The sequence below is a fragment of the Bradyrhizobium huanghuaihaiense genome (assembly GCF_007830635.1).
In the GTDB taxonomy this organism is placed as follows: domain Bacteria; phylum Pseudomonadota; class Alphaproteobacteria; order Rhizobiales; family Xanthobacteraceae; genus Bradyrhizobium; species Bradyrhizobium huanghuaihaiense.
The window spans coordinates 202,307-215,288 of sequence record NZ_VLLA01000013.1; the positions used below are offsets into that span (position 1 = coordinate 202,307).

The window sequence follows — 12,982 nt, forward strand, 5'->3', positions numbered from 1 at the left end:
GACAGGAGAGTCACCCCGTCGGCGTGCCCTGCTTCCACTGGCCGCCGGCGATCTTCGCGGCGGCGATCACGGCCTGGGTGCGGCTCTCGACACCGAGCTTTTGCAGGATCGCCGAGACATGCGCCTTGATGGTGGCTTCGGAGACGCCGAGCTCGTAGGCGATCTGCTTGTTGAGGAGGCCCTCGGACAGCATCATCAGGACCCGGACCTGCTGCGGGGTCAGCGTCACCAGGCGGTCGCGCAGGCGCGTCATGTCAGGATCGGCGGCGGCGGACAGGTCGGTGTCGGCGGGAACCCAGACGTCGCCTTCCATCACCTTGAGAATGGCGTCGCGCAGCGTCTCGACGCCGAACCGCTTGGGGATGAACCCGGAGGCGCCGAAATCGAGCGAGCGGCGGATCGTGGCGCTGTCGTCAGAGGCCGAGACGATCACCACCGGGACGGCCGGATATTGCGCGCGCAGATAAATCAGACCGGAGAAGCCTGAGATCCCGGGCATCGAGAGGTCGAGCAGGATCAGGTCGACGTCGGAGGTCTGTTCCAGGAGCTTGGTCAGATCCTCGAACGATCCGGCCTCGTCGATCCTGGCCGAGGTCAGGACGCTCGCCACAGCCTGCCGGAGCGCATCACGGAACAGGGGGTGATCATCGGCAATGACGAGATGGGTCGAGGGAGCGTTCATCGTTCTCTTGCTGTCGTTCGCAACCGGCCGGCGAGTCGCTGCCGCGGCAGGTCAATTCTTCCCTGCCCGGCCGTGGCATGCAAGTGCACATTATCCCTTTGCTGCAAAGGGGTTAATCCGCAAGCCTTCGCGGCGCGCACCGGCGCCCGATACCGGGCAGTCAGGTGCGCGTCAGTGCGCAAGGCCGAAAGTCGTATTGGGGCGGGTTTCACGCCGATGTTACCTTGCGGGCAAGACCTGGGTCGATCCGGCATGTCCGGACGCCCGGGGCGCGAGGAAACGCATTTCGGGGAGCGACTCAATATGTCGACAATGGCTGTGTCTCAGGCTGGCGCAGGAGGGATGACGAAGGACGAACGGTTCGTCATTCTCGCCTCCTCACTCGGTACCGTGTTCGAGTGGTACGATTTTTACCTCTACGGTTCGCTCGCCTCGATCATCGGCGTGCAGTTCTTCTCGGACTATCCGCCGGCCACCCGCGACATCTTCGCGCTGCTGGCATTCGCCGCCGGCTTCCTGGTGCGTCCGTTCGGCGCGATCGTGTTCGGCCGTATCGGCGACATCGTCGGCCGCAAATACACCTTCCTCGTCACCATCCTGATCATGGGCCTGTCGACCTTTATCGTCGGCCTGCTGCCCAATGCGGCCACCATCGGCATCGCGGCCCCGATCATCCTGATCGCGCTGCGCCTTGCGCAGGGCCTTGCCCTCGGCGGCGAGTATGGCGGTGCGGCGACCTATGTCGCGGAGCACGCGCCGAACGGCAAGCGCGGCTACTACACCTCCTTCATCCAGACCACGGCGACGCTCGGTCTGTTCCTGTCGCTGCTGGTGATCCTGTTCACCCGCACCGCGACCGGTGAAGCCGATTTCGCGAAGTGGGGCTGGCGCATCCCGTTCCTGGTCTCGGTGCTGCTGCTCGGCATCTCGGTCTGGATCCGGCTTCGCCTCAATGAATCGCCGATCTTCCAGAAGATGAAGGACGAGGGAAAGAGCTCGAAGGCGCCGCTGACGGAAGCCTTCGGCAACTGGCAGAACGGCAAGCTCGTGCTGCTCGCCCTGCTCGGCGGCGTGATGGGCCAGGGCGTGGTCTGGTACACCGGCCAGTTCTACGCGCTGTTCTTCCTGCAATCGATCCTGAAGGTCGACGGCTACACCGCCAACCTGCTGATCGCCTGGTCGCTGCTGCTCGGCACCGGCTTCTTCATCGTGTTCGGCGTGCTGTCCGACAAGATCGGCCGCAAGCCGATCATCCTCGGCGGCTGCCTGATCGCGGCGCTGACCTTCTTCCCGATCTTCAAGATGATCACCACCAACGCCAACCCGGCGCTGGAAAAGGCGATTGAGTCGGTCAAGGTCGACGTGGTGGCGGATCCCGCAGGCTGCGGCGACCTGTTCAACCCGGTTGGCACCCGCGTCTTCACCGCGCCTTGCGACACCGCGCGCGCCTACCTGTCGCAGTCGTCGGTCAAGTACTCGACCACGCCAGGCGCGGCCGGCTCCGGCGTGAAGGTGGTCGTCAACGGCAAGGAAGTTCCGTACGCGAACGCCAAGGAGAGCAACCCGGCCGTCCTCGCCGCGGTGCAGGCTGCGGGCTATCCCAAGACCGGCGATGCGGGCATCGTGAAGATGGCCCATCCGTTTGACGTCTTCCGTCCGCAGGTGGCCGCGACCATCGGGCTGCTGTTCATCCTGGTGATCTTCGTCACCATGGTCTACGGCCCGATCGCCGCGATGCTGGTCGAACTGTTCCCGACCCGCATCCGTTACACCTCGATGTCGCTGCCCTACCACATCGGCAACGGCTGGTTCGGCGGCCTGCTGCCGGCGACCGCCTTCGCCATCGTGGCTTCGACGGGCGATATCTATGCGGGCCTTTGGTACCCGGTCACGTTCGCGGCCATCACCGTTGTGATCGGCTTCCTGTTCCTGCCCGAGACCAAGGACGTCGACATCAAGGCGACCTGATCGGAAGCAGCGAACCCAAAAGATACGAACCGGCCGCGGTCTCCGCGGCCGGTTTTGTTTTGGATCAGAGCTTTTTGTTTCGACGCGTTGTCTTCACGCGAACGGGATTCAGTTCGCTCGAAAACGCCCTACTGATTGCTGCCGATGAATTGCAGCACCACCTCGCGCCGGTGCGGGCGGGCGCGATGCTCGATCAGATAGATCGCCTGCCAGGTGCCGAGCGCAAGCCTGCCGTTCAGGACCGGGACCTGCAGCGACGTCTGCGTCAGCATGGTCTTGACATGCGCGGGCATGTCGTCCGGTCCCTCGGTATCGTGCGTCCAGCCGGCGTTCTCCGGCGCCAGCCGGGACAGCGCGGTGGTGAGATCGACCAGCACGGAGGGATCGGCATTCTCCTGGATCGTCAGCGACGCCGAGGTGTGGCGAATGAACAGCGTCAACGCGCCCTCGCCTGCGTGCGCCTCGGCGATGAATTTTGCGGCTTCGCTGGTGAGGTCGGTGAAGCCGCGGCCCGGCGTCTGCACGGTGAGCAGTGACGATGAGATGGTGGTGGCTTGCACCGTCGATGGCGCCGAGCGGGTTACGGATTTGGCTGATGTCATCAAAGGTCTCGACTGATCGAACACTGCCGTAGGGTGGCGGGCAAAGGCGCGTAGCGCCGTGCCCACGTCTTCCTTCATTGTTGTAGAATCATGGTGGGCACGGCGTAAGAACGCCTTTGCCCACCCTACGGCACCTCAACGCATGGATCGCGCGAAGGGGCCATCTGATGTCATCAAATTCTCTCAACTCCGAAAGCTGCCGTAGGGTAGGCAAAGCGAAGCGTGCCCACCATCCCCGCGACGATATCGAGGTGGTGGGCACGGCGCGTCGCGCCTTTGCCCACCCTACGGCAGCTCGTCACATGCTAAATCTTCCCCGACACGTCCTTTTGCACCCGGTTGGCCATGTCGATCAGCCGGCGCCAGGCCTTTTCCAGGAACGACATCACGCGATCGAGGTCCTGATCACTGGGCAGCGGGATCTCGATCTTGCGGTCGCCCTCGGCGACCTTCGGCTCCGCCTTCTTCAGCGGATCGGATTTCGGCAGCGCCTCGTCGATCTTGCCCGACACGGTCGGCCCGGCCGCGAGCTGCCCCTTCAGCTTCTCGACCTCGGCCTGGAGCCGGCCGATCTCGGCATCGAACGCGGCGCGCTCGTCGGGCACCGCGTAGCAGGCCCAGCCGGTGCCGTTCCTGGTGCAGGTCGACATCGTTCCTGTGCGGGTATCGAGCCGCAGCACCCCCTCCGGGATCGGCGTCATGGTGTAGCGGCCATTTTCGCCGTCGGGCGCCGATTGCGCGGCCACCAGGCTGCCGCTGACGACCATCACGGCGGCGAACGACGCCGCAAGCCATGATGCTGTGGATGACGTCACTGGTCTCATCGCGCTCTCCGCCACCACGCGCGTGTGGCACGTCCGCAATTCTACACCGCGGCGCAGCGATCTGCCGCCAAAAACACCCGCCCGAAATCAACGATCCCGCCGGCCCGTTTGATCCCGTCAGCGCGGCGAAATGGCGACGACATCCACCGATCAAGAGGAGAGCTGCTGCGGTGCGGCGTCACGCTGTGCGCAGCGCTGCCGCGCGCGCCAATATTGTCAGGCAAATCAGCTACATAGCAGAAAGCGACGCAATCGTGACTTGGCTTGACTTGATTATAGGCCATCAGTATGGTCCGCGCGGCTTTTGAGGGTGGCGGGCGTAATTTCCATTCAGCCGGTGCGTTTCGGGTCTTCGTTGCATGACACAGGGCACGGGACACGGCGAGAATGGAGATCGCGATAGATCGCCCGAGGAAGCTGCGCTTTCCGAACGGCTCGGAAATCTTGATCAGCGGTTGTCCGAACTTCGCGACCGCCGCACCAAGACCGAGCAACCCGCAGGTGACGGTGAGGACAGAGCGGCCAGAGCCTCGGCGATGGCGCTTGGTTTTCGGTTATCCTCCGAGTTGGTCGCCGGTGTCGCTGTCGGGGCGGGGATTGGCTGGGGGTTCGACCGCTTGCTGTCGACGTCGCCTTTCGGATTTATCGTGTTCCTGCTGCTGGGCTTCGTGGCCGGCGTGGTGAATGTGGTGAGATCGGCAGGCGCGGGTCAAAACAGGCGCGGTGGTTCGTAAGGCGATCCGCACAGGAGAGGAATGATCGTGCCGGCCTTGCCGGTACGGGCCGGCCCGGCCGGCAGACCGAGACCCGCCGGCATTGCCCGGCAGACCAAGAGATGCCGCGCCGATGAAAATCGATCCGATCCACCAGTTCAACATCGAGCCTCTCTTTACGATCGGCCATATCGGCAATCACACGATCGCCTTCACCAATTCATCGCTCTACATGCTGGTGGCAGTTGCGATCATCTCGCTCCTGATGCTCGCCAGCGGCTCGCAGCTGATTCCCGGGCGCCTGCAGTCGGTCGCCGAGATCTCCTACGAGTTCGTCGCCTCGACCATCCGTTCGACGGCCGGCGCGGAAGGCATGAAGTTCTTCCCGCTGATCTTCTCGCTGTTCATGTTCATCTGCGTCTCGAACCTGGTCGGCATCATCCCCTACACCTTCACGGTCTCGAGCCACCTGATCGTCACCGTCGGACTGGCACTGCTGGTCTTCTTCACCGTGCTGATCTACGGCGTCGCCAAGAACGGCCTGAAATTCTTCTCGATTTTCGTTCCTCACGGCGTCCCGGGCTACATCCTGCCGCTGGTCATGTTCATCGAGATCCTGTCGTTCTTCCTGCGGCCGGTCTCGCACAGCATTCGTCTGTTCGCCAACATGCTGGCCGGCCACATCGCGCTGAAGGTGTTCGCGGGCTTCGTCGCCATGCTTGGCTTCTCGCTCGGCGCCATCGGCTGGGTCGGCGGCGTGCTGCCGCTGGCGCTCACGGTCGCGCTGTACGCCCTCGAGATTCTGGTCGCGTTCCTGCAAGCCTATGTGTTTGCGATCCTGACCTGCATCTACCTCAACGACGCCATTCATCCGGGACACTGAGCGGTCCGGGGAATTTCCACCCACAACCCAATCTTTCTTCCAAGGAGTCTAAAATGGATCCGGCAGCAGCAAAACTTATCGGCGCGGGCATCGCGTGCATCGGCATGGGCGGTGCGGGCGTCGGCGTGGGCGTGATCTTCGGCAACTACCTCGCCGCAGCGGTCCGCAATCCGTCGGCCGCTCAGGGCCAGTTCGGCAACCTGATCTTCGGCTTCGCCGTGACCGAAGCGCTCGGCATTTTCTCGCTGCTGATCGCGCTGCTTCTGCTGTTCGTTTTCTAAAGAACGACTTCTTTCGCGCCGCTTCATCCGAAGCGGCGCGTGACAGCAACAGGAGTACTCCATGGCCGAGAGTCATGGCGGGGCAAAAGGACCGGCGGCGGGTGCCCACACCGAAGCCGATGGCGGTCATCACAGCGGCGGCTTTCCGCCGTTCGAGAGCAGCACCTTTGCTTCACAGCTGGTGTCGCTCGCGATCTTCTTCGTCCTGCTTTACGTGATCGTGTCCAAGCTCGCTCTGCCGAAGGTCGGCGGTGCGATCGAAGCACGTCAGAACAAGATCGAGGGTGACCTCACTGAGGCGCAGAAGCTGAAGGACCAGTCCGAGGCGGCGCTGAAGGCCTATGAAGGCGAGCTCGCTTCGGCGCGTTCGCGGGCACAGGCGATCGGCAACGAATCCCGCGACAAGGCGAATGCGCAGGCGGACGCCGAGCGCAAGGCGCTGGAAGAGCAGCTGGCGGCCAAGCTCGCCGAGGCGGAGAAGACCATCGCCTCGACCCGCACGACCGCCATGAGCAACGTCCGCGGCATCGCGGCCGATGCAGCAGGCCAGATCGTGCAGCAGCTCACCGGCGTCGTTCCGGATGCGGCGTCGGTCAATGCCGCCGTTGATGCGTCCTTGAAGGGTTAGTCGAGATGTTCTTCGATCCTGAAACCTGGGTCGCCGTCGCCTTCGTGGTCCTGATGGTCGTGTTCGGCTATCTCGGGGTCTTCAAGTCGGCGATGACCGCGCTCGATCATCGCGCTGAGCGCATCAAGGCCGAGCTCGAGGACGCGGCGCGTCTCAAGCAGGAAGCCGCCAAGGTGCTCGCGGACTACAAGGCGCGCAGTGCCACGGCCGAGCGCGAGGCAGCCGACATCATCGCCAACGCCAAGGCCGAAGCCGAGCGCATCGCGGCCGACGCCAAGGCGAAGATGGAAGATTTCGTCGCCCGCCGCACCAAGACCGCGGAGAGCAAGATTGCGCTCGCCGAGGCCCAGGCGCTGGCCGATGTCCGCGCCGCAGCCGCGGAAGCCGCCGTCCAGGCCGCTTCCACGATCCTGTCGCAGTCGGTCAAGGGCCAGGTCGCCGACGACTTGCTCGCCAAGGGCATCAACGAGGTTCGGCAGAAGTTGAACTGAGGCCCTAGCCCTCATCGATCAAAAAAGCCGGCGCGCAAGCGCCGGCTTTTTTGTTTGTCCGAGAGCGCTCCCGTAATCCGCCTCACTCGTAATCCACCTGCATCAGATACAGCCCATCCGGCGGGGCGACGATGCCACAGGCGGTGCGGTTGCGGGCGGCGAGGGCTGCGGAGAGATCATCCGCGGTCCAGCGGCCCTCGCCGACCCACACCAGCGATCCCACCATCGAGCGCACCTGGCTGTGCAGGAACGAGCGCGCCGAGGTGACGACGGTGATCTCGCGGCCGTCGCGAATCACATCGAGCTGGTCGAGCGTCTTCTCCGGCGATTTGGCCTGGCACTCGGTGTCGCGGAAGGTGGTGAAATCGTGCTTGCCGAGCAGGCGCTGCGCCGCCGCGTGCATGGCCTCGGCATCGAGCCGGCGCGGCACGCGCCAGGCATGGCCGACGTCGAGCGCGAGATTGGCGCGGGTATTGAGGATGCGATAGCGGTAGTGGCGCTTGACCGCCGAAAAGCGCGCCTCGAACGTATCGGGCACGATCTCGGCCTCGAGCACCGCAATCGGATGCGGGCGCAGATGCGCATTGAGCCCGTCGCGAAAACGGCCGGGCGGAAACTGCTTCTCGACGTCGACATGCGCGACCTGGCCGCGCGCATGCACGCCGGCGTCGGTGCGGCCGGCGCCATGCACCCGCAAATCCGCGCCGGTCATCGCCTTCACCGCCGCCTCGAGCGCGCCCTGCACCGACGGCAGCGTGTCCTGCACCTGCCAGCCGAAGAACGGCGCGCCGTCATATTCGATGGTGAGCTTGTAGCGGGGCATCTTTCCCAGTGTCATCGTCCGCGCAGGCGGGCGATCCAGTACGCCGTGACGGTTCGGTTCAATTTCAAAAGCCTCGGCGTACTGGATACCCCGCCTTCGCGGGGTATGACAGCGTCAGTTGAATTTGGCGCCCACCCTCAGCGGCACGCCGCGCAGGAAGTCCGCGGCCTGCATCCGGCCCTTGCCCTCGCGCTGAAGCTCGATGATGCGGATCGCGCCGTCGCCGCAGGCGATCGTAAGCTGGTCGTCGAGCACCTCGCCGGGCTCCCCCGATCCATTCGCGAGCTCGCAGCGCAGGATCTTGACGCGCGCATTTTCGAGCTCGGCCCAGGCGCCGGGAAACGGTGACAGGCCATGGATGTGGCGCAGCACCGCGCGCGCGGGCTTGCTCCAGTCGATCCGGGCCTCGGCCTTGTCGATCTTGGCGGCGTAGGTGACGCCGTCCTCGCTCTGCTGCTTGAGCTGGAGGCCACCGCGTTCGAGCGCGGCCATTGCGCGCACCATCAGGTCGGCACCGAGGCGGGAGAGACGGTCATGCAGGTCGCGCGCGGTCATGTTGTCGGTGATTGGAAGGCGCTCGGCCATGGCGACGTCGCCGGTGTCGAGGCCGACATCCATCTTCATCACCATGACGCCGCTCTCGGCATCGCCTGCCATGATCGCGCGATTGATGGGGGCAGCGCCGCGCCAGCGCGGCAAGAGCGAGGCGTGCAGATTGTAGCAGCCGAGCTTCGGCGCATCGAGGATCGCCTGCGGCAGGATCATGCCGTAGGCGACGACCACGGCCGCGTCGGCATCGAACGCACGAAACTCCTCGAGCGCTTCCGGCGTCTTCAGCGTCTTCGGCGTCAGCACCGGAATGCCGAGCTTCCGCGCGGCTTCCTCGACCGGGGTAGGCTGCAATTGCAGGCCGCGCCGCCCACCCGGCTTCGGCGCGCGCGTGTAGACCGCCGCGATCTCATGGCCATGCGCGACCAGCTCGAGCAGCGTCGGCACGGAGAAATCGGGCGTGCCCATGAAGATGAGGCGGAGGGGCATCAGAAAACCTGCGAAGGACGCAATTCACCAACAGTCATTCCGGGGCGGCTCGAAGAGCCGGACCCGGAATCTCGAGATTCTCAGGTGCGCAATTGCGCACCATGGTTCGATGCTGCGCATCGCCCCGGAATGACGGCAAGCTTATTCCGCGCGCTTGGCGGCTTTCTCGAACTTCTTCATCACGCGGTCGCGCTTGAGCTTCGACAGATAGTCGACGAACAGCACGCCGTTGAGATGGTCGATCTCGTGCTGGATGCAGGTGGCGTAGAGGCCTTCGGCATCCTCTTCGTGCACCTTGCCGTCGAGATCGGTGAAGCGCACCCGCACCTTCGCAGGCCGCTCGACCTCCTCGTAATATTCGGGAATCGACAGACAGCCTTCCTCGTAGACCGAAAGCTCTTCTGAGGACGCCAGAATCTCCGGATTGATGAAGACGCGCGGCTCGTGCTTGGTCTCGCCGCTCTCGTCGCGCTTGGCAAGATCCATGGTGATCAGGCGCAAGGGTTGCGCGACCTGGATCGCCGCGAGGCCAATGCCGGGCGCGTCGTACATGGTCTCGAACATGTCGTCGGCAAGCTTGCGTATCTCCGAAGTGACCTTCTCGATCGGCTTGGAGACCAGGCGCAGCTGCTTGTCGGGCAGGATGATGATTTCTCGTAGGGCCATGGCCGCGATTTAAGCCCCGCGCCGGATGCGGTCAATGCGGAGAGGAACCCCGTTAACCTTCCGCTAACCATAAAACTTCAGGTTTTGTTAACCATAAAAATTCAGGGACCACTAACCGAAGACGTTCCCTCTTCGTTCGCGCCGGGCAGCGAATCGGTTAGAAGGGCTGGCATGAACGAGATCATTTTCATGCTCGGCGACTGGCCGGTGCGCACCATCGACGCGCTGATCGGCTTCGGCGCGCTCGTCCTCACCCTGCTGGTTGTGATTGCGGTCGTGATCGCGCGCTCCGGGCGGCACGGCGCGGAACTCGCCATGGCACACGCGATCCGGGCCGACGAGCTCGAGGAGCGGCTAAGCCAGGTACTCCGCGCCCAGAGTGAGGCCTCGGGCCGGGTCGACGCCATGACCCAGGCGCTGGCCGGCCGGCAGGCCGAGATGGCACGGGCCGTCAACGAGCGGCTGGATTCGGTGACCCATCGCGTCGGCCAGTCCATGGAACATTCGACCCGCAACACCATGGAGAGCCTGCGCGCCCTGCACGAGCGGCTCGGCATCATCGACAACGCGCACAAGAACCTCACCGACCTCACCACGCAGGTGACGACCCTGCGCGACGTGCTCGCCAACAAGCAGTCGCGCGGCGCCTTCGGCCAGGCGCGGATGGAGGCGATCGTCCAGGACGGTCTCCCCAAAGGCTCCTACGAGTTCCAGTTCACGCTCTCAACGGGAAAGCGGCCCGACTGCGTCGTGTTCCTGCCCGACCAGCGCCCGCTCTGCATCGACGCCAAATTCCCGCTGGAGGCGATGACGGCGCTGCACGACGCGCGCACCGACGAGGAGCGGCGCGTGGCCACGCAGCGGCTGCGCGGCGACGTGATGAAGCACGTCAGCGACATCGCCGAAAAATACCTCGTCACCGGCGAGACCCAGGAGATGGCGCTGATGTTCGTGCCGTCGGAATCCGTCTACGCCGAGATTCACGACGGCTTCGACGACGTGATCCAGAAGGCCTATCGCGCCCGCGTCGTGCTGGTGTCGCCCTCGCTCCTGATGCTCGCGATCCAGGTGATGCAGCAGATCATGAAGGACGCGCGCATGCGCGATGCCGCCGACCAGATCCAGACCGAGGTGATCAAGCTCGGCGACGATCTCGGCCGCCTGCGCGAGCGCGTGGTCAAACTGCAGAAACATTTTTCCGACGCGAACGAGGACGTCCGCCAGATCCTGATCTCCGCCGACAAGATCGAGAAGCGCGCGGGGAGAATCGAGGAGCTCGATTTCAGCAAGACCGACGCGCCGGAAGGGCCAAGGCTGGTGGCGACCGGCGCGCCGGAACCGTTTCCGCGGAAGCTCCAGGCGGGGGAGTGAGATTGGGCACACTGTCATGCCCCGCGAAGGCGGGGCATCCAGTACGCCGCAGCGGTTGTGATTGAACCGAGACACTGGTGATTACTGGATCGTCCGACTTCGCGGACGATGACACCTCCGGGATGGTCGCATGGGCGGACGCCATTACTATGTCTACATTCTCGCCAGCAAGATCGGCGGAACGCTATACATCGGCGTGACAAATGACCTCATTCGCCGAGTGGCCGAGCACAAGTCAAAACTCATCGAGAGCTTCACGGAAAGGTACGACGTGGCAAGGCTCGTGTATTTCGAGCAGTTCGACGATCCCGAGAACGCGATCAAGCGAGAGAAGCGACTGAAGAAGTGGAACAGGGCCTGGAAGGTCCGATTGATCGAGAAAGAAAACCCGAATTGGGACGATCTCTATCCCGGGATAGCCGGGCCACCATGATGGTGTCATACCTCGCCGCGCTGTCATGCCCCGCGAAGGCGGGGCATCCAGTACGCCGCGGCGGTAGTGATTGAACCGAAACGCTGGTGATTACTGGATCGTCCGCCTTCGCGGACGATGACACCGAGAGGACGACGACACCTCCTTTGTGGCCGCCAGGAACGACACCTGCCCCCCAGAATCTGCTAACACCACCCCATGACCGCTCCCGACGCGACCTCCTCCGCCGCGACTGCCGCCCCTGCGCCCTCCTGGCGCGAGAGCCTTGCCGTGTACCTGCAACCGCGGGTGCTGATCGTGCTGTTCCTCGGCTTCTCCTCGGGGCTGCCGCTGGCCTTGTCGGGCTCGACGCTGCTGGTGTGGATGCGCGAGGCCGGGGTCGATCTCAAGACCATCGGGCTGTTCGCCCTGGTCGGCACGCCCTACACGCTGAAGTTCCTGTGGGCGCCGCTGGTGGATGCGCTGCATGTGCCGCTGTTCACCCGCGCGTTCGGCCGGCGGCGCGGCTGGCTGGTGTTCTCGCAATTGCTGCTGATCATCGCGATCCTGCTGCTGGCGATGACCGATCCCGCACGCTCGCCGTTCTACGTTGCGCTCGGCGCGCTGCTGGTGGCGACGACGTCGTCGACGCAGGACATCGTGGTCGATGCCTTCCGCGTCGAGAGCCTGCCCGAGAGCGAGCAAGCCGCCGGCATGGCGGCCTACGTCGCCGCTTATCGCATCGGCATGTTGGTCTCGACCGCGGGCGCACTGTTCATCGTCTCGGGTTTCGAGGGCACCGGCATCCCGCGACCATCGGCGTGGATGTGGGGCTATGTGGTGATGGCGGCGATGGTGCTGATCGGGACGATCACGGCGATGGTCGCGACCGAGCCCGAACAATCAGTGCGGGCCGAGGCCGTGACGCAAGAAGAGACTGCGTTCACGCGCGTGCTGCATGCGGCGATCGGCGCCTTCTCGGAGTTCCTGTCGCGCAAGGACGCGCTCGCGGCACTTACTTTCGTGGTGCTGTTCAAGTTCACCGACGCCTTCTCGGGCACGATGACGGCGCCGTTCGTGATCGACCTCGGCTTCACCCGCAACGACTATGCGGCGATAGTGAAGGGCGTAGGCCTTGCCGCAACCCTGATCGGCGGCTTTGCCGGCGGGTTCGTCGCGCGGCGCTATTCGCTGGCGACATCGCTCTGGATCGGCGGCGTGGTGCAGGCGCTGGCCAATTTGTCCTTCTCCTGGCTCGCCGTGGTCGGCACCAACCAATGGGCGCTCGCGCTCGCCATCTGCGCCGAGAATTTCACCAGCGCGATCGGCACCGTGATCTTCGTCGCCTATCTCTCGGCGCTGTGTCAGAATCCGCTGCACACGGCGACGCAATATGCGCTGCTCACCGCGCTTGCTGCGGTGGGACGGACGTATCTCTCGTCAGGCGCCGGGTACGTCGCGGAGACGACGGGCTGGGCGCTGTTCTTCGTGATCTGCGTGCTGGTGGCGATCCCGAGCCTGATGCTGCTGGCGTACTTGCAGAAGCGCGGGCATTTTGACGCGCTGGGGCCTGTGAGGGTTTAGAGGTCTCGTAGGGTGG

General features: G+C 64.4%; 16 protein-coding genes. 9 read left to right on the forward strand and 7 right to left on the reverse strand.

Going from position 1 to position 12,982, the window contains the following annotated elements:
- Positions 1 to 10: 10 nt before the first annotated feature.
- Positions 11 to 682: a response regulator gene (locus tag IQ16_RS25305; protein WP_018643430.1), complete on the reverse strand. Its 672-nt coding sequence runs from the start codon at positions 680 to 682 to the stop codon at positions 11 to 13.
- Between the two features lie 342 nt (positions 683 to 1,024).
- Between IQ16_RS25305 and IQ16_RS25310 the strand changes: the two genes are divergently transcribed.
- Positions 1,025 to 2,650 carry an MFS transporter gene (locus tag IQ16_RS25310; RefSeq protein ID WP_018643431.1) on the forward strand — a complete coding sequence of 542 codons (1,626 nt, stop codon included), beginning with the start codon at positions 1,025 to 1,027 and terminating at the stop codon, positions 2,648 to 2,650.
- A 128-nt stretch (positions 2,651 to 2,778) separates the two neighbouring features.
- On the opposite strand, the gene IQ16_RS25315 is transcribed toward IQ16_RS25310, so the two are convergent.
- From IQ16_RS25315 to IQ16_RS45820, 3 genes are all read right to left on the reverse strand, one after another.
- A complete protein-coding gene (locus IQ16_RS25315) occupies positions 2,779 to 3,252 on the reverse strand; it encodes a secondary thiamine-phosphate synthase enzyme YjbQ (RefSeq protein ID WP_018643432.1) in 474 nt (157 codons plus the stop codon).
- A 305-nt stretch (positions 3,253 to 3,557) separates the two neighbouring features.
- The gene (locus tag IQ16_RS25320) at positions 3,558 to 4,076 is read right to left on the reverse strand and encodes a hypothetical protein (RefSeq protein WP_026312060.1); all 519 of its coding nucleotides are present in this window, start codon (positions 4,074 to 4,076) and stop codon (positions 3,558 to 3,560) included.
- Positions 4,077 to 4,117: 41 nt separating this feature from the next.
- Positions 4,118 to 4,360, reverse strand: a complete 243-nt coding sequence (locus IQ16_RS45820; RefSeq protein WP_167526347.1) for a hypothetical protein — start codon at positions 4,358 to 4,360, stop codon at positions 4,118 to 4,120.
- 75 nt (positions 4,361 to 4,435) lie between these two features.
- Between IQ16_RS45820 and IQ16_RS25330 the strand changes: the two genes are divergently transcribed.
- The 5 genes from IQ16_RS25330 to IQ16_RS25350 all read left to right on the forward strand — a co-directional run bounded on the left by IQ16_RS25330 (position 4,436) and on the right by IQ16_RS25350 (position 7,072).
- Complete coding sequence (locus IQ16_RS25330) at positions 4,436 to 4,810, forward strand: AtpZ/AtpI family protein (protein WP_018643434.1); 375 nt, start codon at positions 4,436 to 4,438, stop codon at positions 4,808 to 4,810.
- Between the two features lie 112 nt (positions 4,811 to 4,922).
- Entirely contained in the window at positions 4,923 to 5,672 is a 750-nt protein-coding gene (locus IQ16_RS25335) for a F0F1 ATP synthase subunit A (protein ID WP_018643435.1), read from the forward strand.
- 53 nt (positions 5,673 to 5,725) lie between these two features.
- The gene (locus IQ16_RS25340; protein WP_018643436.1) at positions 5,726 to 5,953 is read left to right on the forward strand and encodes a F0F1 ATP synthase subunit C; all 228 of its coding nucleotides are present in this window, start codon (positions 5,726 to 5,728) and stop codon (positions 5,951 to 5,953) included.
- Between the two features lie 61 nt (positions 5,954 to 6,014).
- Positions 6,015 to 6,581, forward strand: a complete 567-nt coding sequence (locus IQ16_RS25345) for a F0F1 ATP synthase subunit B (RefSeq protein WP_018643437.1) — start codon at positions 6,015 to 6,017, stop codon at positions 6,579 to 6,581.
- A gap of 5 nt (positions 6,582 to 6,586) precedes the next feature.
- Complete coding sequence (locus IQ16_RS25350; RefSeq protein ID WP_018643438.1) at positions 6,587 to 7,072, forward strand: F0F1 ATP synthase subunit B family protein; 486 nt, start codon at positions 6,587 to 6,589, stop codon at positions 7,070 to 7,072.
- 82 nt (positions 7,073 to 7,154) lie between these two features.
- On the opposite strand, the gene truA is transcribed toward IQ16_RS25350, so the two are convergent.
- The 3 genes from truA to def form a co-directional block, all read right to left on the reverse strand.
- Entirely contained in the window at positions 7,155 to 7,895 is a 741-nt protein-coding gene (truA, locus tag IQ16_RS25355; RefSeq protein WP_026312061.1) for a tRNA pseudouridine(38-40) synthase TruA, read from the reverse strand.
- A gap of 114 nt (positions 7,896 to 8,009) precedes the next feature.
- Complete coding sequence (gene fmt / locus IQ16_RS25360) at positions 8,010 to 8,933, reverse strand: methionyl-tRNA formyltransferase (RefSeq protein ID WP_018643440.1); 924 nt, start codon at positions 8,931 to 8,933, stop codon at positions 8,010 to 8,012.
- A gap of 141 nt (positions 8,934 to 9,074) precedes the next feature.
- Positions 9,075 to 9,599: a peptide deformylase gene (gene def / locus IQ16_RS25370; protein ID WP_018643441.1), complete on the reverse strand. Its 525-nt coding sequence runs from the start codon at positions 9,597 to 9,599 to the stop codon at positions 9,075 to 9,077.
- A gap of 171 nt (positions 9,600 to 9,770) precedes the next feature.
- Between def and IQ16_RS25375 the strand changes: the two genes are divergently transcribed.
- The 3 genes from IQ16_RS25375 to IQ16_RS25385 all read left to right on the forward strand — a co-directional run bounded on the left by IQ16_RS25375 (position 9,771) and on the right by IQ16_RS25385 (position 12,966).
- Positions 9,771 to 10,970 carry a DNA recombination protein RmuC gene (locus IQ16_RS25375; protein WP_018643442.1) on the forward strand — a complete coding sequence of 400 codons (1,200 nt, stop codon included), beginning with the start codon at positions 9,771 to 9,773 and terminating at the stop codon, positions 10,968 to 10,970.
- A 130-nt stretch (positions 10,971 to 11,100) separates the two neighbouring features.
- Positions 11,101 to 11,403 carry a GIY-YIG nuclease family protein gene (locus IQ16_RS25380; protein ID WP_018643443.1) on the forward strand — a complete coding sequence of 101 codons (303 nt, stop codon included), beginning with the start codon at positions 11,101 to 11,103 and terminating at the stop codon, positions 11,401 to 11,403.
- A 198-nt stretch (positions 11,404 to 11,601) separates the two neighbouring features.
- Positions 11,602 to 12,966 carry an AmpG family muropeptide MFS transporter gene (locus IQ16_RS25385; RefSeq protein ID WP_018643444.1) on the forward strand — a complete coding sequence of 455 codons (1,365 nt, stop codon included), beginning with the start codon at positions 11,602 to 11,604 and terminating at the stop codon, positions 12,964 to 12,966.
- Positions 12,967 to 12,982: the final 16 nt, after the last annotated feature.